Here is a 26,471-nt window from a genome sequence, read left to right on the forward strand (position 1 = left end):
GATGGCGCCCGTGACCCGGGCCCCCGAGGCCCCCGCCGCCGTCCCCACCCCGAAGGAGCCCGCCCGCGCCGGGCGGGCCCGCACCCCGGACGCCGCCGTGCCGGCCGGGCTGCGGCCGCGCGCACGCGGCCGGGTCCTGCGCGGTGTGCTGCTCACCGCCGCCTCGGTGGCGACCCTCTTCCCGTTCTACGCGATGATCGTGCTGTCGCTGCATCCGCAGGGTGCGGTCGACCTGCCGGGCAGTCTGCTGCCCTGGCACCTGACCGGCGACGCCTACGGGGAGGTGCTCGGCTCCCGGGACGTGCCGCGCTGGCTGTTCAACACCGTGGTGTACTCGCTGGTCTCGGTGGTGGGCGTGCTGCTGCTCGCCTCGCTCGCCGGGTACGCCTTCGCCAAGAAGCGGTTCCCCGGCCGTGAGGGCATGTTCTGGTCGTTCCTGTCGATGGTGATGGTCCCCTACCACGTCACCATGATCCCGACGTTCATCCTGATCTCGAAGCTCGGCGGCGTCGACACCTACTGGGGGCTGATCGTCCCCACCCTCGCCAACGCGCAGGCCGTGTTCCTGATGCGGCAGTTCATCCTCGGGCTGCCCGACGAGATCTTCGAGGCCGCCCGCCTGGACGGCTGCGGCGAGCTGCAGATCTTCTTCCGGATCGTGCTGCCGCTGCTGAAGCCGATCCTCGCGACGCTCGGCACCTTCGTCTTCCTGTGGCACTGGAACGACTTCCTGTGGCCGCTGATCGTCGGGCAGAGCACCGAGATGCGCACCCTGACCGTCGGGATCGCCTCGCTCCAGCAGGAACAGGTGCCGCTCAACCAGGTGCTGGCCGGTTCCGTCGTCGCCTTCGTACCGATCTTCAGCGCCTATCTGGTGGGCCAGCGGTACTTCACGGAAGGCGTCGTGGGCTCCGCGGTGAAGGGCTGACCCGACTCCCCTCCCCCACTCTGCCCTCCCTCTTTCCCCTCTCCCCGTTCCCCCGGTCTTCAAGGAGCCGCATGCACACCGCACCACCGCCCGCCCCCACGTCCGCCGGGCCGTCGCCGACGCGGCCCGTCGACGAGGCGGCCCTGGAGGAGTCGCTGGCCACGCCGTCGCCCGCGCTCGTCGCCGACCTCGCCGGGCTCGACGGCGATCTGCTGGTCCTCGGCGCCGGCGGCAAGATGGGCCCCAGCCTGTGCCGGCTGGCCCGCCGCGCCCTGGACGCCGCCGGGCGCACCGACCTCGCCGTGATCGCCGTCTCCCGCTGGTCGGACCCGCGGGCCGCCGCCGCGCTGGCCGACGACGGGGTGCGGACCGTACCGTTCGACCTGATGGAGGGCGATCCGGCGGAGCTGCCCGACGCGGGCAACGTGGTCTTCATGGTCGGCGCCAAGTTCGGTTCGGCGAACGATCCCACCACCGCCTGGGCGGTCAACGCCGCCCTGCCCGACCGGATCGCCCGCCGCTACCGGGACGCCAGGATCGCCGCGTTCTCCACCGGCAACGTCTACCCGCTGGTCTCCGTCCTCGACGCGGGCAGCGCCGAGGGCGACCCGACGGCACCGGTCGGCGAGTACGCGATGTCATGCCTCGGCCGTGAGCGGGTCTTCGCCCACCACGCCCGGCGCGCGGGCACCCCGCTGTCGCTGATCCGCCTCAACTACGCCGTGGACCTGCGCTACGGCGTCCTCGCCGACATCGCCTCCGCCGTCCACTCCGGCGCCCCGGTGTCGCTGGCCACCGGGCACGTCAACGTGGTCTGGCAGGGGTACGCCAACGAGGTCGCCCTGCGCTCGCTGACCCGGGCCGCCGCCGAGCCGTTCACCGTCAACGTCACCGGGCCCGAGACCGCGTCGGTGCGGCGCCTCGCGCACCGGTTCGCCGCCGAGTTCGGCACCATCGCGCACCTGGAGGGCGAGGAGTCGGGGACCGGGCTGCTCTCCGACGCGACGCTCTGCCACGCGGAGTTCGGCTATCCCTCCGTCCCGCTGGCCACCCTGGTGGCGTGGCAGGCGGGGTGGCTACGCGACGGTCTTCCGCTGTCGGGCAAGCCCACGAAGTTCGACGTCCGCGACGGAAGGTTCTGAGCCGTGACCCACCCCGCACCGGCCCCCGCGGCGGCCGTCGACCCCCTCGGGCTGCTCGCCGAGGGCACCGTGATCCCCGCCCACCCGCTGGTCCTCGACGCGGGCAGGCGCCTCGACGAACGCCGGCAACGCGCCCTGACCCGCTACTACCTGGCGTCCGGGGCGGGCGGTGTCGCGGTCGGCGTGCACACCACCCAGTTCGAGATCCGCGAGCCGTCCGTCGGGCTGCTGCGGCCGGTCCTCGAACTCGCCGCCGAGACCGTCGAACGGGAGGCGGACCGGCCCGTCCTGCGGATCGCCGGGGCCTGCGGATACACCGCGCAGGCCGTCGCCGAGGCCGAACTCGCCGCCGAACTCGGCTACGACGCGGTGCTGTTGAGCCCCCAGGTGCCGGGCGCCGACGAGGCGGGGCTCCTGGAGCGGGCCCGCGCCGTCGGCGAGGTCCTGCCGGTCATCGGCTTCTACCTCCAGGAGGCGGTCGGCGGACGCTATCTGTCCCCGTCGTTCTGGAGCCGCCTCGCGGACATCCCCTCCGTCGTGGCCGTCAAGACGGCGCCCTTCGACCGGTACCGCACCGCCGAGGTCATCGACGCGATCGCCCGCTCCGACCGGGCGGGGGACGTCGCCCTGTACACCGGCAACGACGACGCCATCCTCACCGACCTGCTCACCCCGTACCGGACCGGCGGCGACGGCGGCGAACTGCGCTGGTTCGCGGGCGGATTGCTTGGCCAGTGGGCGGTGTGGACCAGGACCGCGGTGGCGCTCCTCGCGGAGGTGCGGCGGGCACGCGCGGGCGACCACGCCCTCACCGTGGACCTGCTGCGCCGGGCCCCGCAGCTCACCGAGGCCAACGCGGCCGTCTTCGACGTGCGGGGCGCCTTCCGCGGCTGCGTCCCCGGAGTGCACGAGGTGCTGCGCCGGCAGGGGCTGCTCGCCGGGACCTGGTGCCTCGACCCGGCGGAGCAGCTCTCCCCCGGGCAGGCGGAGGAACTCACCCGGGTCTGCGTGGCCCATCCCTGGGTCACCGACGACGCGTTCGTGGCGGAGCATCTCGATGACTGGCTCCGCTGACCGCCCCGGCGGGCCGCCGCGCACCGTGGTGGCGCTGCCGGCCGCGCTGCGCCGCGAGCTGTTCGCACCCGGCGTGTGGGAGCGGCTGCGCGCGGTGGCCGACGTCACCGTGGTCGACGCGCACAGCGACCGCGGCGCGCTGGCCGCCGCGCTGCCGGGCGCCCGGGTCCTGGTCACCGGGTGGGGCACGGCCCGGATCGACGGTGAACTCCTGGCCGCCGGCGACCGGTTGGAGCTGGTCGCGCACACCGGCGGGGCGGTCAGCCCCTACCTGGGGGCCGAGCTGTTCGCGCGGGGGGTGCGGGTGACCCAGGCGGGGGCGGCGATGGCGCGGCCGGTCGCGGAGGTCGCGCTCGCCTTCACGCTGGCCCTGCTGCACCGGGTGCACCGGTTCGACCACGCGCTGCGCAGCGGCCTGGACTGGGAGACGGCGTCGGTGGCGCCGCCCCGCCACGAGATCCTGGACTGCCCGGTCGGGGTGATCGGCGCCTCCCGCACCGGCCGCGCCTATCTCGCGCTGGCCCGCGCCCTCGGCGCCCGGGTGAGCGTGTACGACCCGTACCTCACGGCGGCGGACGCGGCCGAACTCGGCGTCCGCCAGGTCTCCTTGGACGTGCTGCTGGCCGAGAGCCGGGTGGTGGCGGTGCACGCCCCCGCCCTGCCGGAGACCCGGCATCTGCTGGGCCGGCGTGAACTGGCGCTCCTCGCCGACGGGGCGGCGCTGGTGAACACCGCGCGCTCCTGGCTCGTCGACGAGGACGCCCTGATCGCCGAGGTGCGCACCGGCCGCATCGACGCGGCGCTCGACGTGTACGACGCGGAGCCGCTGCCGCTCGGCCATCCTCTCCGGTCCCTGCCCAACGTGCTGCTGACGCCCCATCAGGCGGCGGCGACCGTGCAGGGCCGGCTGGCGCTGGGCGAGAGCACGGTGGCGGAGATCGAACGCTTCACGGCCGGACGGCCGCTGCTGCACGGTGTGGGCGCGCAGGCCCTCGACCGGGTGGAGTCGGCGGAGGCGTCCGCCGTGGAAGCGTCCGCCGCGGAGGCGTCCGCCGTGGAAGCGTCCACCCCTCATCCTCATCCCCGAACGGAGCTGTAGACATGCGTCTGTTGAGAGTGGGCCGCCCCGGCCAGGAGCGTCCCGTGGTCCGCACCCCGGAGGGCGGCTGCTTCGACCTGTCCCCGCTCACCGACGACATCGGACCGGCGTTCCTCGCCGCCGACGGCATCGCCCGCACCGCCGACGCCCTGGCCGCGGGCGACCTGCCCGCCACCGGCATCAGCGGCGAACGGATCGGCGCCCCCGTCGCCCGGCCCGGCGCGCTGCTGTGCGTCGGCCAGAACTACGCGGCCCACGCGGCCGAGTCGGGCAGCGCGCCGCCCGCCGAACCGATCCTCTTCTACAAGGGGCCCAGCACCGTGGTCGGCCCGACGGACGAGATCCGCATCCCGCGCGGCGCGCGGCGCACCGACTGGGAGGTCGAACTCGCCGTCGTGATCGGCCGCACCGCCCGCTATCTCGGGCCGGACGACGACCCGCTCGACCATGTGGCGGGGTACGCGCTCAGCGACGATGTCTCCGAGCGGGCCTTCCAGTTGGAGCGCTCCGGGGGCCAGTGGTCGAAGGGCAAGAGCTGCGAGACGTTCAACCCGCTGGGTCCGTGGCTGGTCACCCCGGACGAGATCCCTGACCCGCAGAACCTCACGCTGCGCTCATGGGTCAACGGCGAGGCGCGTCAGGACTCCACCACCGCCGACATGATCTTCCCGGTGGCCGAACTGATCCGCCATCTCTCCCAGTTCCTGACCCTGGAGCCGGGCGACATCATCAACACCGGCACTCCGGAGGGGGTGGCGCTCTCCGGCCGCTTCCCCTATCTGTCCGAGGGCGACACGGTGGAGCTGGAGATCGAGGGTCTGGGCCGCCAGCGCAGCCGATGCGTGGCGTGGAACGAGGAGGTCGCGGCAGCCAAGTGAGAGGGAGGCGAGCCGAGTTGACCGGCCGGTGAGGCAGGACCCCTCGGCCGCGCGCTGCTGGCCGGTTTCGTCCCCGTGGTGTGTTCCGTCGCCGCCAACGGTCACAGACTGTCGGGGACGACGGTCCGCCGGACGAGGGGAACGAGCGGCATGGACATCAGCGGGGCACGGCGGACGGGCGGCGCGGCGAGCGCCGAGGGCGACGACGGCACCGGCGGCGGGCAGCCGGGGAACGCCGGGCGGACCCCGTTCGACGACCTCTACGAACAGCCGGACCCGCGCGCCTACTTCCGGGTGCTCGGCGCGTGGGGTTACCGGACCCCGCATCACGCGCAGAAGGTCTTCCGGCGGCTGGCCGCCGAGCGGACCGCCCGGCTCGGCGCTCCCGCCGGGGTGCTGGACATCTGCTGTTCCTACGGCATCAACGCGGCGCTCCTCAACCACGACCTCACGTGGGACGACCTGTACGCGCACTACACCTCGCCGCGCGCCGAGGCGCTCACCACCGCCGAACTCGTCGACTGGGACCGCGCGTTCTACCAGGCCCACCGGCGCCGTGACGCGCTGCCGGTGACCGGCCTCGACGTGTCGGAGCCCGCCCTCACGTACGCGGTCGCGGTCGGTCTCCTCGACGAGGCGTTCGCGGAGAACCTCGAAACCGCCGCGCCCTCGCTGGAGTTGCGGCGCGCGGCCCGGGACATACGGCTCATCACGGTCACCGGCGGGGTGAGCTTCCTCTCCCCGCGCACCTTCGAACCGCTCGTGTCGGCCGCCGAACCGGCGCCGTGGGTGGCGGCGTTCGTCCTGCGGACGGGCTCCTACCGGCCCCTCATGTCGTGTCTGCTGGCGCACGGGCTGGTCACGGAGAAGGACACGGACCGCACCTACCGACAGCGCCGGTTCACCGACGCGGCCGAGCAGCGGTACGCCGTGGAGGCGGTGACCTCGACGGGAGAGGACCCGCGCGGCAAGGAGACCGAGGGCTACTTCCACACCGCCCTGTACGTGTCCCGCCCTCGGGAGGAGGCGGCGTAGCCCTTCCCGACGGCGCGTCGCACGAGGTGCTGGGGAACGCGAGGGACGGGGGTCGCATGTCGAGTGCAGCCCGTGACCACGAAGGCCGGCCCCTCGCATCCCCCTCTCACCGCTCCCAAGCCCTCCGTTCCGCGTCGCGCGGTGCTCTCACCACCGCGGATGTCTCCGGGCCGTACGTCATGACCGGGCGGTCCTGGTTCCAGGTGGGCCAGCCGGGGGCGCCGGTGGTGGCGAAGCGGATCCAGTCGGCGTGCATCGTGTCGGCGAGGGACTGCGGCGCGTCCGGGCCCGCGAGGGCGGCGGTGGCCGGGTCGCGCAGGGTGTCGAAGACGAAGCCGATCTCCAGGGCGTGGCAGGCGCCGAGTCCGCCGACGGGGGAAGGCCAGGCGAACTCGTACTGGTAGGTGCCCGCGCTCTCCGCGCGGGCGGCGCGGGCGTCGGCGAGGCGGCCGAGCGGGACCCGCAGCAGCAGGTCGGTGGCGAGGGCGCCCAGCACCTCGCCCGGGGTCGCGCCGGGGCGTCCCTTTCGGTAGACGGCGGCGGCCCGGCGCGGGACGCGGAAGCGGGCGAGGGCCAGGCGCTGGGTGAGCGGCCCGATCCGGTCCACCGTGCCGTCGGGCACGAACCAGAGGCGGTACTCGTCGGTGGTGGTGCCCATGAGCAGGTCGATGTCCGCGCCCTTGCCGGCCATGAGGGCGGTGGCGGGGTCCTCGGGGAGCACCTCGCCGTCCACGACGAGGTCGAAGCCCGCGCCGTCGGAGAGCGGGCTGCCGCCGGTGGCCTCGGCCTGGGCGCGCAGCAGCCGGTCCCGGTCGGCGGCGGCGAAGGCGGCCACGGTGGCCGGTACACCGAGCCGGGCGGCGATCCGCCGGGTGGTGCGGTCGGCCCGGTCGAGCGGGACGGCGGTGGGGGCGCCGCTCTGGAGCACGGCCCGCCGCATCAGCCCCGCGGAGAGCGGGGAGGCGAGCAGCCCGGCGAGGGAGATGGCGCCGGCCGACTCGCCGAAGACGGTGACCTGGTCGGGGTCGCCGCCGAACGCCGCGATGTTGCGCCGTACCCACTCCAGTGCGGCGAGCTGGTCGCGCAGTCCGAGGTTGGCGGGGGCGTCGGGGAACCAGCCGAACCCCTCGATGCCGAGGCGGTAGTTGAGCGAGACGAGGACGACGCCGTCGCGGGCGAAGGCGGTGCCGTCGTAGGTGGGGACGGCCGAGGAGCCGTGGCGCAGGGAGCCGCCGTGGATCCACACCATCACCGGCAGGCCGGCGCCGCCGGGGTCCGGGGTCCAGACGTTGAGGTTGAGGCAGTCGTCGCCGGGGACGGCGGGGTCGGGCAGCAGGGTGTCGAGGGGTGCGGGGTAGGGGGGTTTGGGGGCGGTGGGGCCGAACGCGGTGGCGTCGCGGACGCCGTCCCAGGCGGGTGGCGGGGCGGGGGCGCAAAAGCGGTGCGGTCCGAACGGCGGGGCGGCGTACGGGATGCCGCGGAAGACGGCGACGCCGTGTTCGGCGCGGCCGCGCACCCGGCCGTGTTCGGTGCTGACTTCGGGGTCCGGGTGCATGCCGTTCCTCACGGGTGTCGAAGGGTGGTGTCGAAGGTGCCTGGCCGGTGCCGGGTGGTGGTGGCGTCGGGGTGGTCGACGACGACGGGGACGGGCGCCTCGACGTGCAGGCGGTCGCCGTTCACCTCGACGTGGACCAGGCCGTGCGGGGTGGGTACGGCGCCGCGCGCCCAGCTGAGGGTGCCGAGTGCGGGCGCGATCCGCACGGCGGTGTACCCGGGTTCGGCCGGGGTGACGCCGAGTGTGTGGACCAGCAGATCACGGCCGGGGGTGGCGGACCAGCCGTGGCAGGAGGACCCGCCCTCCCAGCACTCGCGGAACGCGGTCGGTCCTTCGGCCAGCAGGGCGGTCCAGTCGCCGCAGAGCCGCTCGATCCGGTCCGCGGCGCCGAGCAGGGCCAGCGCGTCGTGGACGACGTACCGGAAGAAGGGCTGGGCGCCGACGACGAGGCGGCCGGTGTCCCAGTCGGGGGCGTCGCGGGTGGAGACCGGGGCGGTGGCGAGCGGGCCGCCGGTGTCGCTGCCGCGGTGGCTCATCGGGGAGCTGGTGAACATGGCGGCGCGGTCGAGCAGCAGCGCGCGGACGGCCGGGTACCGCTCCTTCGGTACGAGTCCGGCGCAGACGGCGGCGGCCTGGGTGTGCTCGCTGACGGCCTCGCGGACCGTGCCGTCGACGCGGTGGTCGCGGTAGGCGCCGCGCCCCGCGTCCCAGAACCCCTCGAAGCCCGCGGCCACTTGGGCGATGAGGTCGCGGGCCCAGCGGGCGCGGCCGGTGTCGCCGAGCCACTCGGCCATCTCCGCGAAGTCGGCGAGGCCACGCGCCCACAGGGCGTTGAGGGCGGCGCTGGTCCCGGCGACCTGGACGGGCGACCAGTCGATCAGGACCCAGCCGGTGACGTCGGCCAGCAGTCCGTCGGGGCCCTGGAACGGGAGGAACCAGCGCAGTACGGGTTCGGCGGTGGCGAGGAGTCCGGCGACGAGGTCGCGGTCGCCGGTGTAGCGGTAGAGGTGGTGGACGGAGCGGATCCAGTGCAGGGACCAGTCGGGGATGGTCGGCACCGGGTCCTGGGCGAAGTCGCCCGCGGAGACCATGCGCAGCAGTCCGTCCTGGCGTGGCTGGGCGGCGAGCCGGGGATGGTGGCGGGCCAGGCTCCAGTCGGGGTTGGTGACCAGGTCGACGGACTGGCTGACGACGAAGTCCCCTGTCCAGGCGCGCTGTTCGCGGGTCGGGCAGTCCACGTAGGCGTCGTGGGCGCACAGGTCGACGGTGCGCAGGGCGACGCGGTGGATCGTGTTGAGGGCGTCGTCGGAGCAGGCGAAGTACGGTCCGTCCGGGCGGGACCGCAGCTCCTCGCGGACGGTGAGGGAGCGCAGCCGTACCGGTCCTGGTCCGCGCAGCACGAGCAGGGCGTAGCGGCCGCCGACGGGGTCGGAGGTCTCGAAGGTGTCGGCGTGGCCGCGCGCGGTGTAGCGGAAGGCGTTGGCGCTGTCGAGGGCGGCCCTGGTGGGCAGTTCGAGGAGGGAGCCGCTGATCAGCGCGCCTTCGGCGGCGTCCGCCGCGAAGCGCAGGCGGCCGTGGACGACGCGGCCGAAGTCGGCGAGCAGGACGACGGGCGGTCCCTCGGTGCCGAGTGGTGGGCCGGCCGGGCGGGGTTCGGCGTCGGCGACCGCCGTCACCGCGGCCGCGAGAGTGGCGTAGAGGCCGTCCGACTCCCCCTCGGCGGTGGCCAGTTGGGCCTGTCGGAAGGTGACGGGTTCGCGGTCGTGCCGGGCGGGGGCCGGCAGCGGGCGCGGGGTGAGCGCGCCGAAGGGTTCGGAGGGCGGGCGGGCGTCGCCGCCGGGTCCGACGACCACGTGGGCGGCCAGCACCCGTACCGGCGCCCATCCGTGGGCCGGTGCCGTCGCGTCGGGCCGCTGCCAGTCGGGGTCGAGGCGGCGGGCGTCGAGGATCTCGGGGAGCTGGGTGAACAGGCCGCTGCGGGGCTGCTGCGGGGTCCAGGCGTCGCCGTCGTGGCACTGCCAGTCGGCGCCGGTGGCGATGAACTCGTCGTCCGCCACCTGGAGTTCGGCGACCAGGCAGCCGCCGCCGAGGGTGTAGGTCCACGGCGACGGTTCCCACCAGGGCGTGGCGTGGCCGTAGAAACGGGCCAGTACGGCCACGGTGTTGCGGCCTGCCCTGAGCGCCGCGGCGGCGTCCCCGGTGTCGTAGGTGAGGCCGCGCGGGCCGTGCCGCACCGGGCCCCTGGACACTTCGGTGCCGTTGACCCACAGGACGTACCGGGAGTCGGCGGTGATCCGGAAGGGCGCGGTAGCGGGGACGTCGGCCAGGTCGAACGAGCGGCGGAACAGGACCCGCCGGTCGAAGCGGGCCGGGTCGGGCGCCCCCAGCATCAGGCCGGGGCCCGGCGGGGTGAGGGCGATGTCCTCAGACCAGATCCACTGCCCCCGCCAGGGGCTGTGCGACGCGGCGGGTGTCATGGCTGCTCCTCAGTGCGGGGTGGTGGCGGTGGCGCGGCGGGCGGCGAGGTCGGCGGCGACGCGGGCGGCCAGGCGCGGGGTGAGCGGGTAGGCGAGGAAGACGAGGGCGCCGATCAGGGCGAGTGCGAGGGGCGCGGCGGCCTGCGCGTAGCGGATGCCGTCCAGGGCGGTGGCGGTCTGTTCGGCGCCGGCGACATAGCCGGAGCGGCTGAGCAGGTAGGCGGTCAGGCCGGCGCCGAGACCGCCGCCGGCCTTCGCGGCGAACGACGCGAGCGAGGCGAGGCCGCCCTCGGCGCGGTGGCCGTGGGCCCACTCGGCGTAGTCGGTCAGCTCGGCCAGCAGCGCGTAGTTGAGGGTCAGTGCCATGCCGAGGCCGAGGCCGGCCACGGCGAGGCCGCCCAGGATCGCCGCCATGCTGTCGTAGGGGGCGAGCAGGACGATGCCGACGCCCGCGGCGCTGATGGCGAGCGCGGCCAGGTACACGGGTTTCAGGCCGGTGCGGCGGCCGAGCAGCGGGGCGGTGGCGCTGCCCGCGATCATCGGGACGGTCATGACGAGGGCGGCGACGGTGATCATGCTCTTGTCGCCGACGTTGTAGGTGAAGTAGAAGGGCATCGCCGCGAGGAGCGCGCCGGTCGCCGCCGAGGTGGCGACCTTCGCGGTGAGCAGCACCGGCACGGTGCGGCCCGAGGCGAAGATCCGCAGCAGTTCGCGGGGGGTGTAGCGGTCGGCGCGCAGGGGCCGGACGCGTTCGCGCACCCCGCGGGCGGCGAGCGCGGTCAGACAGGCCGAGAGGACGGCAAGGCCGCCGACGTAGATCTGCCAGCCGAGGCGCTGCGACGGGAAGAGGTCCACGATCGGCAGGGTGATCGCCGTGACCAGCATGGTGCCGAAAAGGTAGGTGAACCCCTTGATGCCCGCCAGTCGGCCGCGGGCGCGGGGGTCGGCGGTGATGGCGGGCAGCAGCGCGTTGAGCGGGATGTCCATCATCGGGAACGCCACGCCCCACAGCAGGTACAGGACCCAGGCGAAGGCGAGCGGGGCGGGCAGCCACGCCGGCCCGAGGAACAGCGCGGCGAACGAGGCGGCGCCGATCACCCCGCCGCCCGTCAGATAGCTGCGGAAGCGGCCCTTGCGGGTCTCGGGCAGGTGGTCGAGGAGGTATCCGGCGAGCGGGTCGACCGCCGCGTCCACGATCCGTACCACGAGCAGCAGCACGCCGACGGCGCCCGCGGCGAGGCCGATCACATCGGTCAGGTAGATCAGCAGGAAGGAGCTGATCGTGGTGGACAGCATGATGTTGCCGAGGTTGCCGGCGAAGTAGCCGGCCTGCTCGGCGCGGCCCGGCACGGAGGCGGCGACGGCGGGATCGGGGCCGGCGGATCTGGTGGTGCGCGCGAGCACGGGGAACGGCACGGATCTCTCCTGATCGGGGTGCGGCGGAACGAGGAGGAGCGGGGACGGGGCGAACCGGGGCGGGGGGTGGCTGGTCGGGAGGCGGGAGCGGCGGGTGCGAGCCGGGGCGGGCAGGCCGTCGTCGAGGGCGACGGGTGCGAGCCGGGGCCGGGGGGCGGCGGTCGGGAAGATGGAAACGGCGGCTGCGAGCCGGGGCGGCGGTCGGGAGGATGGAGACGGCGGTTGCGATCCGGGGCAGGCGGGCAGGCCGTCGTCGAAGGCGGCGGGGCGGCGTCGAGGGCCCGCGCGGAGGGGGTGGCGGGTCGCGGGTCCTGGTCAGAACAGCTTGAGCAGGTCGCGTTTGAGGACTTTGCCGGTCGGGCCGAGGGGCAGTTCGGCGCGGAAGCGGACCAGGCGCGGGTACTTGTGGCGGCCGAGGCGTTCCCTGGCCCAGCCGACGAGTTCCTCCGCGCTCACCTCGGCGCCCGCCCCGCGCACGACCACGACGGCGACCTCCTCGCCGCGGACGTCGTCGGGGACGCCGAGCACGGCGACCTGTCCGACGGCCGGGTGCCTGGCCAGCACCTCCTCGACCTCGCGCGGGTAGACGTTGTAGCCGCCCCGGATGATCAGTTCCTTCTTGCGGTCGACGACGCGCAGCAGTCCGTCCGGGTCACGCACGCCGATGTCCCCGGTCCGCAGCCAGCCGTCGACCAGGGTCGCGGCGGTCGCCTCGGGGTCGTCCAGGTAGCCGGCGAAGACCGGGTGGCCGCGCAGCACGATCTCGCCGCTCTCGCCGTCGGGCAGCAGCCTGACCTCGTTCTCGACGGCGGGGTCGGCGATGGCCGCCGCCACGCCCCAGATCTCCCGGCCGACGGTTCCGGCGCGGCGCGCGCCCGGCTGGTTGAACGTCACGACCGGGGAGGTCTCGGTCAGCCCGTACCCCTCAAGGACGGGGGTGCCGAACACCTCCTCGAACCGTTCGAGGAGCGGCACCGGCAGCGCGGCGCCACCGGAGACGGCGGCCCGCAGCGCGGCCGGGCGGCCACCGTCCGCGTCGGCCGCCTCGACCAGCGCGTGGTACATCGTCGGCACGCCCATGAAGACGGTGACCCGTTCGCGGACCAGCAGGTCGAGGGCGCCCGTCCCGGTGAAGCGCGGGGTGAGGACGAGGGTCGCGCCGGCCCGGAAGGCGGCGTTCATCGCGCAGGTCTGGCCGTAGCTGTGGAACAGCGGGAGGCAGCCGAGGACGACGTCGTCGGGCCGCAGATCCAGCAGGTCACGGGCGACGACGGTGGCGTTCAGCACGATGTTCAGATGCGTGAGCATGGCGCCTTTGGGGCGGCCCGTGGTGCCGGAGGTGTAGAGGACGGCGGCGAGGTCGCCGGGGGCGGTGGACGGGCGAATGCCGTGAGCGGCGGACGGGCGGACGCGATGCGCGGCAGTCAGGCCGCCGCTGCGGCCGTCGTCCCGCGGCCCGCCGACGGGCGGAGCCGCATCGGGGATCGGGCCCACGCCGTTGGCAGCTCCCGTACCCGGCTCCGCGCCGCACTCCAGGACCGGGACGCCGACGGCCCGTGCCGCCTCCTCGGCGACCGGCCGCAGCGCGCCCCCGCTGACCACGGCGACCGCCGCGCTGTGCCGCAGGACGTACGCCACCTCGTCGGCGACCAGCAGCGCGTGCACCGGGACCACGACGGCCCCGGCGGCGGCGACGGCGTAGTAGGCGCGGGGGAAGTCGGCGGTGTTGCCGAGGAGCAGCGCGACCCGGTCGCCAGGACGCACCCCCGCCGCCGTGAGCCGCCCGGCGAACGCCACCGCCTCGTCCCACAACTCCCGATAGGTCAGCCGCAGTTCGCCCTCGACCACGGCGGTGCGGTCGGGATGGCGGAAGGCGGAGTCAGCGAGGACGGTGGCGACGCCGAGACGCATGGACGCTCCAGGGGCAGACAGCGGAAACAGCCGGTTAACAACGCGGACACGCTCAGGCTCGGGCATCGGCCCCTCGGACACCATGTGCGGTTGCCCAACGGGCGGGGTGTCCGAGTGGGCGACGGCCCTGCACCAGGTCCCGCGGACGGCCGGCGGACGGGGCAGTCGCCTAATCTGGGGGCATGGCGGATCAGGACGGTCACGGAGAACTGCGCGGGACGCTCGCCCGGGTGCTGCTGCCGGAGCTGGACGCGCTGACCGCCCGGGTGGTCGCCGACATCCACGCGCACAGCCCCGCGTACGCCTCCGGGCGGCCGGTCAGCACGGCGGACCTGACGTCGATCTGCCGGGACAACCTGCTGCGCGCGCTGGAGGACTTCGGCGGACTCCCGCCCACCTGCGGCGACTTCGGCCAGGCGGCCAGGGAGACCGGGCGGCGCAGGGCCGAGCAGGGCGTGCCGCTGGAGACGGTGCTTCAGGCGTACCGGCGCGGCGGCCGGGTGATGTGGCAGGCGATGACGGAGTGGCTGCGCACCGCCAGGGCCGCGGGCCCGGCCACTCCCCCGGACCAGGACACCGCGCTGGAGATGGCCGGGGCGGTGTGGGAGACCATCGACCACTACTCGTCGCTGATGGCGGAGGCGTACCGGCTGACCCAGTTGGAGATGCGGCGCAGCCAGGACACCCGGCGCGGCGCGCTGTTCGAGGCGCTGCTCGACGGCAGGGGCGGACAGCCGGGGGTCGTGGAGGCCGCGGCGGCGGCGCTCGGGGTGCCGGTCAGGGACCGCTACCTCGTCGTGGTGACCGGCCAGGACCCGACGGCGCCGCCGAACCCGGCGCCGCAGCTGAGCGCGGTGGGGCTCTGGTCGTTCTGGCGTCCGCGCGGCGACCGGCTGGCGGGGGTGGTGAGGATCGGGGGCGCGGACCCCGGCGAGGTGCCCGAGGCGCTGGCGGCCGGGGCGGGTCTGACGGCCGGGATCTCCCAGCCCTTCGCGGAGCTGGCGCAGGCCCACCGGGCGGTGCGGCAGGCCGAGTCGGCGCTGCGCACGCTCACCCCGGGCAGCGGTCTGGCGGCCTTCCTCGACGAGCGGCTCGTCGAGGCGCTGGCCTGCGACCGGCCCGAGATCGCCGGGCACATCGTCGAGCGCTACCTCGGTGCCGTGCTGCGCGCGGGCAGCGAGCGGGGTCCGCTCCTCCAGACCCTCGGCGCCTGGCTCGACGTCGGCTGCTCCGCGCCACGGACGGCGGACGCCCTCTACTGCCACCGCAACACGGTCCTCAACCGGATCGCCCGGGTGGCCGAGCTGACGGGTCTGCCGTCGGACGACGGGGACACCCGCCTGGGCTGGGCGCTGGCCCTGCGGGCGCTACCGGTCCTGCCGGCCGCCGTCGAGGACTGACCGCGCGGGCCCGGGGCGGAGATCCGGGGAGCGCTTGCCGCGGGACCGAAGCCTCGGCGAGGCCCACGGCCCCTTCCCGTAGCCGACCGGCCGCACCGCCGCTTCCCGGACGGCGCCCGCCGAGTCCGCCGCGCGCCCGGTGCCCCGAGGACGGAGGGCCTTCCGCTCGGGTCGTTTGGCCACGGTCCCGTCTGTCGGGGCTACGGCTCGTCCGGGGGCGGGTCGGCTCGTCGCCGTGCGGGGTCACGGTGGCGCAGGTCCTTGTACACGACGGCCAGTTCGTCCGCCGTGCGCCGGACGGAGAACCGCCGCGCCACCAGCTTGCGGCCCTCGGCCGCGTACCGTCGCCTGTCGTCGTCGGAGACGGCCGACAGGCGCAGCAGGCCGTCCGTCAGGCCGGCCGCCGACGAGGTGTCCATCAGGACCCCGTTGACCTGGTCGCGCAGATAGTGAGCGACGCCGCCGCGGCGGGGCCCGGCGACCGCGAGCCCCGCCTCCATCGCCTCCAGGACCGCGATCCCGAACTCCTCCTTCGCGCTCGGGCACACGTACCAGGTGGAGGCACCCGGGGCCCGGTGGGCGAGGGCGCGTTGCAGGCGGCGGACGTCGGTGTTGGGCAGCGCGGGCAGCAGCGCGAGCCGCGCGGCGGCCTCCGGACGACCGGCGAGCAGGGCGGCGATCCGGCGTCTGATCCCGCTCTCGGGGCCGGTCCCGGCTCCCGGTCCGCCGCCGACCAGCACCAGGGTGCCGGTGCGGTACAGGCCCGCCGTCAGCCAGGCGCTGACCAGGAGGTCCTGCTGTTTGACCGGGTGCAGCCTGCCCACCGTCAGCAGCAGGGGCAGGCCGCGGTCCTCGGGGTCGAGGGCGTCGGGGTGGCCACCGCCCCGGTAGAGCGCGGCCAGCGCCTCGCGCCGTCGGACGTGCTCGTCGGGCGCGGGCCGGTAGGGCGGGATGCCCTCGGGCGGCGCGGTGGGTCCGGTCCCGCCGTTCAGCCGGGCCAGACGGGGGAAGTGCCGGACGAGTTCGCGGGTGCCGCCGCGCCCGGGGAGCCCGACGACCGTGTCGGCCCGCGCGACCAGCCGGTCGGCGACGAACACCCGGTGCAGTTCGTCGCGGAGGGTCTCCGCAGTCCGGGGGTCGCCCTGGTCGCCGTCCTCGTACTGTCGTGCCAGCCCACGGTGCGGGTCGGGCGTGGCGGTGAAGACCGTCGCCGCGCCGAGGACGCAGGCCGCGTCGGCGAGTGCCAGGCTGCCGTCGTCGGCGTACCGCACGTGCACGACGTCCGGCGGGCGCGCGGCGCCGCCCAGCAGCCGGACCGCCCACCAGGTGAGGGTGGCCCGGTGCTCGTGTGTCGGCGCAGGGGGTCCCGGGGTGTCCACGGGGAGTCTGACGATCCAGTGCCCCGGCTGCCGCTCGTGGGCGAGCCCGGCGTCGGCGGCCAGGTCGTCGTGCCCGGCCGTGACGACGGTGATCACGCCGGCGACGCGGTCGGTGACGGCCAGCCGGTCGCCGAGTCCGCCGAGGAGGACGGAGAGTCCGCCGCTCTGCCCCTGCCCCGGCGTGTCGAGCCCGCCGAGCAGCATCGTCTGGACGACGAGGCGGCCCGGCCGACCCGACCACGGTCCGAGCACGGGCGCCGGGGGCGCGAGCAGCAGCCGCTCGTAGACGTCCAGGGCCCGCGAGGGCTCGGGCAGCAGGGCCACGCCGCCGGGCAGGAGGTGCAGGTGGCGCCACGCGGAGTGACGTGTGGCGCGGTCGTCGGTGGTCCTGGCGAGGGAGGCGGTCTCGACGGCGGTCAGCGGGCGGAGTGCGGCGGCGACCGCGAGGTCGAGCAGGAATCCGGCCGAGGGTTCGTCCGCCGGGTGGGCGAGCAGGGTGCGCAGCAGCGCCTCGGCGTGCGCGCGGCCGTACCCGCGGACCGCCCGGGGCCAGAGTTCGCGCACCGCGGACCGCAGCCGTGGGCCGCCGTCGCGGTGGGCGAGCAGGGCTTGGGGCGGCATGGGCACGCCGAGCCTGGCCGCCCGGCGGAGGCCCGCGACCGCGGCGTCCACGCGGCCGAGCGAGGGTCCCGGTTCGGACCGCGGGGTCCCGGGCCAGGGTCCGTACTCGGCCTCCAGCAGGCCGGCCAGCTCTCCCGGCCCGACGAAGGACCGTCCCGCCGTGCCGGACGGCGCGGTCGGCCACCGTCCCGCCTGCCGCTCCGCCGCGTCCGGGCCTCGCCCCGGCGGCTCGTGGTCCACGTGATCCACGTGGTCCACGTGATCCACGTGCTCCGGGGTGGGTGCGGTCCGTGCCGTGGCGTCGAAGAAGACGGCGCGGGCGGCCTCCAGGGGGTCGTCGGCAAGTGCCGGGTCGTCGGCGCGTGCCGGGCCGTCGGCGCTCGCCGGGCCGTCGGCGCTCGCCGGGTCACCGGGGCGTCCGCTCGGTCCGGGGCGGGTGGAAGCGGCGGGAACCACACGTTCTCCTGTCTCAGGAACGGCATCCGACCTGGGTGATTCCCGAAACCCCCGCCCACCGGACGCACCCGGGAACCGGTCACCCGCCACACCGGCCGAACGGACGCACCGAGAACCCGACACGCGGCACACCGGCCAGCCGGACGCACCCCGGCCCCGCGGCCCGGAGCCCGCCCGCCCCTCCCCCGGCACGCCCCCCGCCTCCGCACATACCGTCGGTCAGCCGCGCCTCCAGAAGTGCCGTGCGGCGGCGGTCGTCGCCGGACCGACCCGGTGGGTGGGTCGGGCGCGGCTACCATGCGCGGGTTCCCTTCCGCGGGCGAAGGCGGGAGGCCGCTGCCCGGAGGGTTCTCATGCCGCGTGTCGTGGTCGTCAGTCCGCCGTTCCTGTCGCACGCGCGCCCGCTGTCGGTGCTGGCCGGTGCCCTGCGGGAGTCCGGCGCCGAGGTCCACTTCGCGTGCGCGCCGGCGTTCGAGCCGCTGGCGCGTGAGGCGGGTCTTCGCTTCGTCCCGCTGTCCGTGACGCGCAACGCGAACACCGGGGTGGCCGAGTCGACCCGGCAGGACGCCGAGGAGGCGGCGCGGCTGCGCGCGTTCCTCGACGCCACCCGGGAAGGGGCCGTCGCCGCGCTGCTGGCGCAGGCCAGGCACCGGCACGCGGACCTGCTCGCGGATCCCGAAGGGGTGCTGGAGGCACTGCGCGCGGTCGACCTGGAGGTGCGGCCCGACTGGTACGTCGTCGACCAGCTCAGCTATCCCGTCACCCTCGCCCTGCACTGTCTCGGCCTGCGCTACGCGACGTTCTGTCCCGGCCACCCGAGCTACGTGCTCTCGGGACCGGACGCGTTCTTCGGTCTCCCGTCGGCCTGGCCGGACGCGCTGCGCCCCGAGCCGGGCGGGCTGACGGAGCTGCGGGCGGCGGTCGAACGCAACGACGCGGACTTCACCGCGCTGTTCACGGCGTTCGCCCGCCGGTTCGCGCCCTCCCGTCCGGCGCCCGGCCGGGCCTTCGCGCTCACCTCGCCGCACGCCGTCGTGCACGGCTACCCCGCGCTGCCGTGGCTGCCGGTTCCGTCGGCCGGACCGCTCCGGCTGTTCGCCGGTCACATGGCGGCGCCGCCCGAGCGGCTCGACGCCGAGTGGGGCGGGCGGCTCGGTCGGCTGCGGGCGCACGGGGGCCGGCTGGTCCTGGTCGCGTTCGGCACGTTCCTGTCCGCCCGCGACGACGTGCTGCGCACCGTCGTCCGGGGTCTGCTGGCGGGCGCGCGGGACGTGTCCGTCGTCGTCGCGGCGGGCGACCGGGCCGACGCGCTGGCCGATCTCGCGGGCGACCGCTCCGTGGTGGCGCGGTCGGTGCCGCAGCGGGCGCTGCTCGAACACGCGGACGCCATGGTCCACCACGGCGGCGGCAACTCCTTCACCGAGTGCCTGCGCGCGGGGGTGCCGGCGCTGGTGCTGCCGTTCTCCAGCGATCAGTTCGCCGTCGCGCGGGACGCGGAACGCGCGGGCGCGGGTGTGGTGCTCGATCCGAACACGCTGTCGGCGTCCGACGTCCCCGCGGCCCTGGCCGGGGCGACGGAAGGCCCGGGGCGGCGGCTCGCCGCGCTGGCCGCGCGGGTGCGGGAGCGCGGCCCGCGGTGGGCCGCGGACCGGTTGTCGACGGCGATGGAGTCGCCCACGCGCGGCGGTCCCGTGGACTCCGCCGGCCCGTCGCCCCGGTGATCTTGGGGTTCCTGGCGCGGCGGTGCATCCGCCGGCCGTCCCCGGGCGGAATCACCGGTACCGACACGGGGACCGCAGGTCGGGGGACGAACAACGGAGGCATTGATGGTCGAGGTCGAGCGTGTCCTGACCCTGGACCACCCGCTCGCTGAGGTCGTGCGCCATCTCGCGGACTTCTCGCACACCGAGGAGTGGGACCCGGGCACCGTCACCTGCGATCAGATCAGCGGCGGCGCGCCGTCGGTCGGGACCGAGTGGCGGAACGTGTCGGAGTTCCGCGGGCGCCGCACGGAGCTGCGGTACCGGCTCGTCCGCTTCGAGGCGGACCGCCTCACGTTCGTGGGGCGCAACAGAACGGCCACCTCGACCGACGACCTGAGTTTCGAGGAGCACGGCGGGCGGACCCGGTTGACCTACCGGGCGCGCATCGACTTCCACGGTCTCGCGCGGCTGGCCGGGCCTTTCCTCAGGCGGGAGTTCGAGCGGCTGGGCGACGGCGTCGCGGAGCGGCTGCCCCGGGCGCTCGACCTCGCGCTCGGCGCCCCGCCGTCACGGCGTTGAGGTGACGCGGCGCGCGCTGGAGCACGGGTGGGGCGCGGCGGCCGTGGCCCCCGCGCCCTCGTGTTGCGGGTGGTGCTCAGCTCGGACTGCAACTGACGGTGGGCCAGGTCCAGGTGCCGTTGGACTGGACGGTGACGCCCCAGTTGTTGCCGTTCCCGTTGGGTTTCGCGGTGAGGACCTGCGCGCTCGGGTACGTGGCCGCGATGTTCCAGGTGGAGAGGATCTTCTCCGGTGACGGCACGTTCATGGTGACGGTCCAGTTGCTCGAACCGGTCACCGCGACGTTCAGGTTGTACCGGTCGCTCCACTGCTGACCCGCGGTGACGGTCGCGGTGCAGCCGGTACCACCACCGCCGCCACCTCCGCCACCGCCACCGCCGGTGCCGTCGGGTGCCACCGCGCGGCCCGTCTGCGGGGAGATCATCCCGGCGCAGAGACCTCGGGAGGTGAGGTTCTGCGCGATGCGCGGGATCGCGGCGAGCGTGTTGGCCGGCCACTCGTGCATGAGGATGACCTGCCCGCTGGTGAGCCGGCCGACCGCCTGGACGATCGCGTCGGTGCTCGCGCCGTTCCAGTCCTGCGAGTCGACGTCCCAGATGACCTCGGTGAGCCCGTACTTGGCCTCGACCGACTTCAGGGTCGCGTTGGTCTCGCCGTAGGGCGGGCGGAACAGTTTCGGCGTGCCGCCGCCCGCGCTCGCGATGGCCTGCTGGGTGCGCGAGACCTCGGAGTCGATCTGCGCCTGGCTCTGCTGGATCAGGTGCGGGTGGGTGTAGCTGTGGTTGCCGACCCACATGCCCGCGTTGATCTCGGCCTGGACCTGCGCCGGGTAGGAGGCCGCGAACTGGCCCTCGTTGAACATGGTGGCCCGCAGCCCGTTCTGCTTGAGGGCGTTGAGCACGGCCGGGGTGTGGTCGTTGGAGGGGCCGTCGTCGAAGGTGAGTCCGACATAGCCGTTGCAGGTGGCGGCCTGCGAGGGCGTGGCGTCGACGGCGACCAGTCCGGCCACCGTCAGCGCGACGGCGGTCAGTGCGGTGAGCGCGGCACGCAGCGGCCGCCCGGATGTGATGCGCATGCTGACCTCTCTGACTGTCTCGGGGCCGGTGGTCAGGCCGCGCTGCAACTGACGGTGGGCCAGGTCCAGGTGCCGTTGGACTGGACGGTGACGCCCCAGTTGTTGCCGTTCCCGTTGGGTTTCGCGGTGAGGACCTGCGCGCTCGGGTAGGTGGCCGCGATGTTCCAGGTGGAGAGGATCTTCTCCGGTGACGGCACGTTCATGGTGACGGTCCAGTTGCTCGAACCGGTCACCGCGACGTTCAGGTTGTACCGGTCGCTCCACTGCTGACCCGCGGTGACGGTCGCGGTGCAGCCGGTACCACCACCGCCGCCACCTCCGCCACCTCCGCCGCCGGTGCCCGAGTCGCTCACGGTGATGTTCGAGTTGCCGCTGCTCTGGTAGCCCTCGGTGGCGAGGATCTGGTAGTTGAAGGTGCCCAGGCTCATGCCGTTGCGGGACCAGGCGTCGAAGTGGTTGCCCGTGGTGATGGTCCCCCCGGTCCGCTTCGACTGCCGGACGCTCCAGTACTGGTTGAAGGTGCGGGTGCCCTCGATGGAGGGGGCGTTGACGCGGGTCGTCTGGTAGATGTCGTAGGTGCCGCCGTCGCTGGTGACGGTGCCCTTGTACGTCCCGGTGGGCCGGTAGGTGCCCCAGTTGTCGACCACGTAGTACTCGACGAGCGGGTTGGTGGTCCAGCCGTAGAGCGCCAGATAGGCGTTGCCCGACGGGTTGAAGGTGCCGGAGTAGCTGACGTTGCGGCGGGCGCCGGTACTCCAGCCCTTGCCCGCCACGAAGTTGCCGCTGTTGCTCCAGTTGGTGCCGTAGTTGCCGGCCGCTCCCAGGCTCATGGAGACGGAACCGCCGCCGTCGGTCCAGAACGAGTAGTAGGAGCCGTTGTTGGTGCCGGTCTGGTTCGTCGTGATGACCGTGTCGGCGTTGGCGACACCGGGCAGCAGCAGGGCCGCCACGGCGATCAGGGCGATGGTGCAGGCGCTTCGCACGCGCTGCGGCAGACGGCCGCTGCCGCGGCCCTTCGGTTCGACGAGCGTCTCCATGGGGGTGGGTCCTCCTCGTGGGGCGGGTGCGGGAGCCGAACGGCACGCCGGCCCGCGCGGGGGCGGACGGACGGCGTCCGGGCGTTCGACAGTGTTGAACTGGGCACATCAACTGTCAACAGTTTCGGCACCGAGAGCGAAACCTTCGGTTACCCGCAGATGACACGAGGGCCCAATAGACGCAGCTCAAAGGCTGTTGGATCGATGAATCGTCGAAACAATTCGGCGGAGCGCGTTTCGCGAGATCATTTCGTAGATCCTTTGACATCGAAACTTTCGGCGATCTCGCGAATCATGCGAAGCCGATCGGAGCGGGACGGACACCGCGCCCGGACAGCACGGCGCGGGGCCGCCCTCGGAGAGGACGGCCCCGCGGTTCGGTCGGGCCCTACTCGACGTTGATCTTGAAGGTGCTGGTCCTGTTGCGGATGTCCTCGGCGTTGCCGCTCATCCGCAGATTGCGGAAGGTGGCCTCACCGACGGCCGGCCCCTGGCCGGGTTCCGGCAACTCGTTGGCCCAGATGCCGAATCCGGACTTGGCGTCGAACGCGTCCCCGCTCTTCTTGGAGTTGGTGATGGAGATGTCGGTGAAGATCGTGTCCTTCACCGGGAACTGGGGCTGGCTCCCCACGTAGTTGGTCTGGAACATCACGCCTCCGTAGGTGGAGTCGTCGATGTCGACGTCGTTGACCCGGATGCCCTGGAAGACCTTCGAGGCGGAGAACGCCCAGATCGCCGGGAAGACCTGCGAGCCCCAGAAGTGGCCGCCGGTCCGCTCGAGGGAGACGTTCTCGATCGTCGTCGGCACGGTCCCGAACCCGTTCATCGGGTAGCCGAAGTCCAGCGAGGAGATGGTGATGCCGGAGTAGACGAGGGTGTCGGCGATACGGATGTTGCGGAAGGTGTTGTCGTAGCCGCCGTAGACGGCGACCCCGGCCGCGCGCCAGGTGAGCGTCGAGGTCAGGTTCTCGTAGAGGTTGTTCTTCTCGTCGGAGCCGCCCGCGTCGATCGCCGAGAACAGGGCGAAGCTGTCGTCGCCCGTGGCCCGCGCGTCGTTGTTGACGACGTGGTTGTCGGTGGAGCCGTTCGTCATGTTGACGCCGTCGGCGAACGTGTCCCGGATGCGGGTGTTCTTGATGGTCATGCTGTCGGTGTTGGCGCCCCAGTACAGGCACACCATGTGCTCGACCCAGATGTCGTCGATGGTGATGCCGGAGACGTTGGAGAAGTCGAACACCTTGCCCGGCCCGTCGATCCGGGACGTGTAGTTGCCGAAGTAGGCGAACCCGGCGAACGTCGAGCCGTTGGCGGTGGCCTCGGCGCGGAAGCCGATGTCGGTGTTCTCCTGCGAGGAGGGGGCGTGGAAGCGGGTGAACCACGGCCCGGCCCCGACGACCTTGACGGCCTTCCCGTAGACCTGGAACTTGCTGGACGTCTCGTAGTCGCCCGGGGGCAGGTAGACGCCGACGAGCTTGCCCGTGGTGTCCATACGGACCTTGTCGAGCGCGTTCTGCACGTCCTGGTGGCCGAAACCGGCCGGGACCGTGTAGGCCGCCGGGTCCGGGTTCGCGACCGCCGTCGCCTGCTCGGTGTTGATGAAGTCGACGGCGTAGGTGGAGGTGTTGGCCGCGTCCTTCTGGAGGCGGATCTTCGAGCCGGCCTGCACGGTCCTGCCGAGCGACAGACTGGCCTCGTCGTAGATGTGGCGCGGGGCTCCGGAGCCGGGCGAGTTGCCGGGCGAGGCCTCGCTGCCGTACAGCCAGGCGTACTTCGCGGTGAGGTCGATCGCCTTGAGGAACTGGCCGTCCACGTAGACGTCGAGCGTGGTGTCGGTGCCGTCCGGGATCGAGAAGCGGGTCACCAGGGTGTTGGTCGCCGCGCGGGTGGTCCACTCGACGTACTGGCCGGTCGCGGAGAGGGTGACCGCCTTGCGGCCGCTCGCCTCACCGGCGACGTCACCGATGGTCCTGTTCGGTCCGACGACCTTGGCGCCGCCGCCGAGCGTGCCGTCCTCGGCCTCGTACATGTCGTACGGCATGTCCGCGCCCCGGCCGACGAACAGGGCTTGCGTGGTGGTGTTGTTGGCGCGTTTGACCGGCAGTTCGTTTGCGTCGTCGGCGATGACCGTCCTGATCGTGTACTTGCCGTTGACGGCCGTCCACGAGCCGAGGGCGACCGGCGCGGTGGTCTGGCCCGCGGCGATGGCCCCGCTGTAGGAGCCGGTGAGGGTCTTGACGGTGGCGCCCTTGGAGTCCTGGACCGTCAGGGTGACGCCGTGGGCACCGGCGGCCGAGGCGACCGTCCCCTGGTTCTTGAGGGCGATGGAGAACTTCACCTCGTCACCGGCCGAGGCGCTGGACGGGGTCCAGGACACCGGCGCGGCCAGCAGGTCGGAGCTGGAGACGGGCTTGACGACGAGGGCGTCGGAGCGGGTGAAGGTGTTGTTCGCCTCGTTCTGCTCGATGACCTTGTTCGACGGGTCCACCTCGGCGCCGACCGGGTAACTGCCCGCGTCCCGGGCCCCGATGCTCGCCGTGACCGTCTTCGACTCACCGGCCGCGAGCGCCGGCACGTCCGCCGTCGCCGCCTTCGTGCCGCCGAGCGTGAAGTTCAGGTCGGTGGCCTTCGACGGCTTGCTGCCGCCGTTGCGGACGGTCGCGGTGAGGCTGATGGCGTCCGACTCGACCGGCGCGGCGGGCGAGTTGGTGATGCCGGTGACGCTGAGGTCCGGGTTGGCGGCCGGGGTGCCGATCACCTGGAACTCGGCGACCTGCGCGCCCGGGGCACCCGAGTTGGAGGTGAACTTCAGCTGGACGTCGGCGGCGGCGCCGGAGACCGGGATGGTCACCGTGTTGCCCGACGCGGGCGAGAAGCTGTAGTCCTTCGCCGCGACGAGACTGGTGAAGGCCGTGCCGTCCTGGTCGCGGCCGAGGACCTGGATGTTCTGCGTGCGCGTCGACCAGGCCGCGTCCGGGTTCAGCTTCACGACGACCTGGCCGAGGTCGGCGTTGGCACCCAGCTTCGCGGTGAGGGTGGCCGGGTAGGAGCCGCCCGCGCTCTCCCAATAGGTGCTCGTCAGACCGTCGTTGGCGTTCTCGGCGACATAGGTGAAGGTGTACGAGGAGGCCGTGATGGGCTTGCCCTGCGCGAGGTTGGAGCCGGGGCCCGTCGGCGATCCCGGCCGGGTGACGCTGTTGCTCGCCACCGACACGTTGCCCGCCGCGTCCCTCGCCTTCACGGTGTAGGTGACCGTGGCCGCCGCCGACGGAGTGTCGGTGTACGTCGTGACATTGCCCGCGACGGACTTCAGGAGCTGGTCGCCCGCGTACACGTCGTAGCCGGTGACCCCGACGTTGTCGCTCGACGCCTGCCAGGTGAGCTTCACGTCGGCGCCGGACTGCGTGTAGGCGAGGTTGCCGGGCGCCGTGGGGGCCTGGGTGTCGCCGCCCGATCCCTTGCGGGTGACGCTGTTGCTGTTCGCGGAGACGTTGCCGGCCGCGTCCTTGGCCCGCACGAAGTACGTGATGTCACCGCCGGCCGGCTGGGTGTCGGTGTACGTCAGCACGTTCCCGGCGACGCTCGCCCGCAACTGCCCGTTGGCGTACACGTCGTAGCCGGTGACCCCGGTGTCGTCGGTGGCGGCGCTCCAGGTCAGCTTGATCTGCCCGGTGGCCGGTTCGGTGTAGGCGAGGTTCGACGGCGCGGTCGGCGCCTGGGTGTCGCCGGTCGCCGGACCGTAGACCTCCAGCTCGGACAACTGCCCAGCCGGCCAGGCCGAGTTGGCGGTGACCAGCACCCGCACGTACCGGGTCGTGACGGTGTCGAGGCTGATGGTCGTCGACTGGTCGTTGGCGCTGTCGAAGGTGTACGCCTTCGACGCCGTCAGATCGGTGAAGTTCTGGTTGTCGGTGGAGCCCTGCACCTTGAGGGTCTGGCTGCGGCTCGGCCAGCCCGCGGGCAGCCGCAGCGTCACCTGGTTGACCTTGACCGAGGAGCCGAGGTCGACCTGGAGCCACTGCGGGAAGGCGTTGTTCTTGCTCTCCCAGTAGGTGGACCTGTCGCCGTCGCCCGCGTTGGCGGCGCCGTAGACGTCGGCGTGCCCGCTCTCGCTGAAGGGTCTGCCCTGGGCGAGGTTGGGGGTCGCGGCGGCGCCGGTGAGGACCTGCATCTCTGCGAGCTGGGCGGTGGCGGCGACCGAGTTGGCGCTGAAGTCCGCCCGCACGTACCGCGCGAGGGTCGCGGGGACGGAGATCCGCACGGTGTTGGCGTTGCCTGGGCTGAAGACGTACGGCGCCGACGGCTTGAGCGTGGCGAAGCTCTTTCCGTCGGCGCTGCCCTGGAGCGCGAGGGTCTGGGTGCGGGTCTGCCACCGCTCGGGCAGCCGCAGCACGACCTGGCGGACCCGCCGGGTGCGTCCGAGGTCGGTCTGCACCCACTGGGCGGACTTCTGCCCGGCCTGCCAGTAGGTGTCCGCGTCCCCGTCGGTGACGTTGGCCGCGGCGTGCGCGCGCAGGGCGCTGCCGGCGCGGCTCGGGGCGTCGGCCGCGGCGTCAGGTCCGCCGGCCGCGTGGGCGCCGACGGCCGGGAGGCCCAGCACGAGGAGGGTGGAGGCGAGCGCGGCGGTCGCTGCGCGGCGTCTCCAGGATCGGGGCTTGTGTCGCGTCATTGCGGGGTCACTCCCTGCGGAGGCTCGCGCGCCGGTGGGG

General features: G+C 73.7%; 17 protein-coding genes. 9 read left to right on the forward strand and 8 right to left on the reverse strand.

Annotated features, from left to right (window positions below; genetic code table 11):
* The first annotated feature begins 1 nt into the window (after position 1).
* From DDJ31_RS00755 to DDJ31_RS00780, 6 genes are all read left to right on the forward strand, one after another.
* A complete protein-coding gene (locus tag DDJ31_RS00755; protein WP_127182253.1) occupies positions 2-928 on the forward strand; it encodes a carbohydrate ABC transporter permease in 927 nt (308 codons plus the stop codon).
* Between the two features lie 71 nt (positions 929-999).
* Complete coding sequence (locus DDJ31_RS00760) at positions 1,000-2,070, forward strand: NAD-dependent epimerase/dehydratase family protein (protein WP_127182252.1); 1,071 nt, start codon at positions 1,000-1,002, stop codon at positions 2,068-2,070.
* Positions 2,071-2,073: 3 nt separating this feature from the next.
* The gene (locus DDJ31_RS00765) at positions 2,074-3,144 is read left to right on the forward strand and encodes a dihydrodipicolinate synthase family protein (RefSeq protein ID WP_127182251.1); all 1,071 of its coding nucleotides are present in this window, start codon (positions 2,074-2,076) and stop codon (positions 3,142-3,144) included.
* Complete coding sequence (locus DDJ31_RS00770) at positions 3,128-4,243, forward strand: hydroxyacid dehydrogenase (RefSeq protein WP_127182250.1); 1,116 nt, start codon at positions 3,128-3,130, stop codon at positions 4,241-4,243. The genes DDJ31_RS00765 and DDJ31_RS00770 overlap by 17 nt, the downstream gene beginning before the upstream one ends.
* Before the next feature lie 2 nt (positions 4,244-4,245).
* On the forward strand, positions 4,246-5,121 hold the full coding sequence (locus tag DDJ31_RS00775) for a fumarylacetoacetate hydrolase family protein (protein ID WP_127182249.1): 876 nt from the start codon (positions 4,246-4,248) through the stop codon (positions 5,119-5,121).
* A 150-nt stretch (positions 5,122-5,271) separates the two neighbouring features.
* Positions 5,272-6,156 (forward strand): hypothetical protein, encoded by an 885-nt coding sequence (locus DDJ31_RS00780; RefSeq protein ID WP_240678334.1) that lies wholly within the window; start codon positions 5,272-5,274, stop codon positions 6,154-6,156.
* A gap of 106 nt (positions 6,157-6,262) precedes the next feature.
* Here the strand turns inward: DDJ31_RS00780 and DDJ31_RS00785 are convergent, their stop codons facing one another.
* From DDJ31_RS00785 to DDJ31_RS00800, 4 genes are all read right to left on the reverse strand, one after another.
* Positions 6,263-7,711 carry a carboxylesterase/lipase family protein gene (locus tag DDJ31_RS00785; RefSeq protein WP_127182248.1) on the reverse strand — a complete coding sequence of 483 codons (1,449 nt, stop codon included), beginning with the start codon at positions 7,709-7,711 and terminating at the stop codon, positions 6,263-6,265.
* A gap of 8 nt (positions 7,712-7,719) precedes the next feature.
* On the reverse strand, positions 7,720-10,188 hold the full coding sequence (locus DDJ31_RS00790) for an alpha-L-rhamnosidase C-terminal domain-containing protein (RefSeq protein WP_127182247.1): 2,469 nt from the start codon (positions 10,186-10,188) through the stop codon (positions 7,720-7,722).
* A 9-nt stretch (positions 10,189-10,197) separates the two neighbouring features.
* Complete coding sequence (locus DDJ31_RS00795; protein WP_127182246.1) at positions 10,198-11,604, reverse strand: MFS transporter; 1,407 nt, start codon at positions 11,602-11,604, stop codon at positions 10,198-10,200.
* Positions 11,605-11,919: 315 nt separating this feature from the next.
* Positions 11,920-13,515 (reverse strand): AMP-binding protein, encoded by a 1,596-nt coding sequence (locus tag DDJ31_RS00800; RefSeq protein ID WP_127182245.1) that lies wholly within the window; start codon positions 13,513-13,515, stop codon positions 11,920-11,922.
* Between the two features lie 182 nt (positions 13,516-13,697).
* Here DDJ31_RS00800 and DDJ31_RS00805 point away from each other — a divergent pair, with 182 nt between their 5' ends.
* A complete protein-coding gene (locus DDJ31_RS00805; RefSeq protein WP_127182244.1) occupies positions 13,698-14,915 on the forward strand; it encodes a PucR family transcriptional regulator in 1,218 nt (405 codons plus the stop codon).
* Positions 14,916-15,115: 200 nt separating this feature from the next.
* Here the strand turns inward: DDJ31_RS00805 and DDJ31_RS00810 are convergent, their stop codons facing one another.
* On the reverse strand, positions 15,116-17,371 hold the full coding sequence (locus DDJ31_RS00810) for a glycosyltransferase (protein ID WP_127182243.1): 2,256 nt from the start codon (positions 17,369-17,371) through the stop codon (positions 15,116-15,118).
* 353 nt (positions 17,372-17,724) lie between these two features.
* On the opposite strand from DDJ31_RS00810, the gene DDJ31_RS00815 reads away from it, so the two are divergent.
* Together DDJ31_RS00815 and DDJ31_RS00820 are read left to right on the forward strand one after the other, a co-directional pair.
* Positions 17,725-19,092 (forward strand): glycosyltransferase, encoded by a 1,368-nt coding sequence (locus DDJ31_RS00815; RefSeq protein WP_127182242.1) that lies wholly within the window; start codon positions 17,725-17,727, stop codon positions 19,090-19,092.
* Between the two features lie 105 nt (positions 19,093-19,197).
* Positions 19,198-19,653, forward strand: coding sequence for an SRPBCC family protein (locus DDJ31_RS00820; RefSeq protein ID WP_127182241.1), 456 nt, complete (start codon positions 19,198-19,200; stop codon positions 19,651-19,653).
* Between the two features lie 76 nt (positions 19,654-19,729).
* On the opposite strand, the gene DDJ31_RS00825 is transcribed toward DDJ31_RS00820, so the two are convergent.
* The 3 genes from DDJ31_RS00825 to DDJ31_RS00835 all read right to left on the reverse strand — a co-directional run bounded on the left by DDJ31_RS00825 (position 19,730) and on the right by DDJ31_RS00835 (position 26,431).
* Positions 19,730-20,728, reverse strand: coding sequence for a polysaccharide deacetylase family protein (locus DDJ31_RS00825; protein ID WP_127182240.1), 999 nt, complete (start codon positions 20,726-20,728; stop codon positions 19,730-19,732).
* 32 nt (positions 20,729-20,760) lie between these two features.
* Positions 20,761-21,765 (reverse strand): glycoside hydrolase family 11 protein, encoded by a 1,005-nt coding sequence (locus tag DDJ31_RS00830; RefSeq protein ID WP_127182239.1) that lies wholly within the window; start codon positions 21,763-21,765, stop codon positions 20,761-20,763.
* Positions 21,766-22,153: 388 nt separating this feature from the next.
* Complete coding sequence (locus tag DDJ31_RS00835; protein ID WP_127182238.1) at positions 22,154-26,431, reverse strand: discoidin domain-containing protein; 4,278 nt, start codon at positions 26,429-26,431, stop codon at positions 22,154-22,156.
* Positions 26,432-26,471 lie beyond the last annotated feature (40 nt).

It is taken from the genome of Streptomyces griseoviridis, from assembly GCF_005222485.1.
Classification (GTDB): domain Bacteria; phylum Actinomycetota; class Actinomycetes; order Streptomycetales; family Streptomycetaceae; genus Streptomyces; species Streptomyces hintoniae.

What these genes read in the sequence shown, in the direction of transcription:
- DDJ31_RS00780 (WP_240678334.1), top strand. Translation starts at nt 5,272, where the DNA reads ATGGACATCAGCGGGGCACGGCGGACGGGCGGCGCGGCGAGCGCCGAG.
- DDJ31_RS00775 (WP_127182249.1), top strand. Translation starts at nt 4,246, where the DNA reads ATGCGTCTGTTGAGAGTGGGCCGCCCCGGCCAGGAGCGTCCCGTGGTC.
- DDJ31_RS00805 (WP_127182244.1), top strand. Translation starts at nt 13,698, where the DNA reads ATGGCGGATCAGGACGGTCACGGAGAACTGCGCGGGACGCTCGCCCGG.
- DDJ31_RS00830 (WP_127182239.1), bottom strand. Translation starts at nt 21,765, where the DNA reads ATGGAGACGCTCGTCGAACCGAAGGGCCGCGGCAGCGGCCGTCTGCCG.
- DDJ31_RS00815 (WP_127182242.1), top strand. Translation starts at nt 17,725, where the DNA reads ATGCCGCGTGTCGTGGTCGTCAGTCCGCCGTTCCTGTCGCACGCGCGC.
- DDJ31_RS00755 (WP_127182253.1), top strand. Translation starts at nt 2, where the DNA reads ATGGCGCCCGTGACCCGGGCCCCCGAGGCCCCCGCCGCCGTCCCCACC.
- DDJ31_RS00790 (WP_127182247.1), bottom strand. Translation starts at nt 10,188, where the DNA reads ATGACACCCGCCGCGTCGCACAGCCCCTGGCGGGGGCAGTGGATCTGG.
- DDJ31_RS00760 (WP_127182252.1), top strand. Translation starts at nt 1,000, where the DNA reads ATGCACACCGCACCACCGCCCGCCCCCACGTCCGCCGGGCCGTCGCCG.
- DDJ31_RS00800 (WP_127182245.1), bottom strand. Translation starts at nt 13,515, where the DNA reads ATGCGTCTCGGCGTCGCCACCGTCCTCGCTGACTCCGCCTTCCGCCAT.
- DDJ31_RS00785 (WP_127182248.1), bottom strand. Translation starts at nt 7,711, where the DNA reads ATGCACCCGGACCCCGAAGTCAGCACCGAACACGGCCGGGTGCGCGGC.
- DDJ31_RS00820 (WP_127182241.1), top strand. Translation starts at nt 19,198, where the DNA reads ATGGTCGAGGTCGAGCGTGTCCTGACCCTGGACCACCCGCTCGCTGAG.
- DDJ31_RS00835 (WP_127182238.1), bottom strand. Translation starts at nt 26,431, where the DNA reads ATGACGCGACACAAGCCCCGATCCTGGAGACGCCGCGCAGCGACCGCC.
- DDJ31_RS00825 (WP_127182240.1), bottom strand. Translation starts at nt 20,728, where the DNA reads ATGCGCATCACATCCGGGCGGCCGCTGCGTGCCGCGCTCACCGCACTG.
- DDJ31_RS00770 (WP_127182250.1), top strand. Translation starts at nt 3,128, where the DNA reads ATGACTGGCTCCGCTGACCGCCCCGGCGGGCCGCCGCGCACCGTGGTG.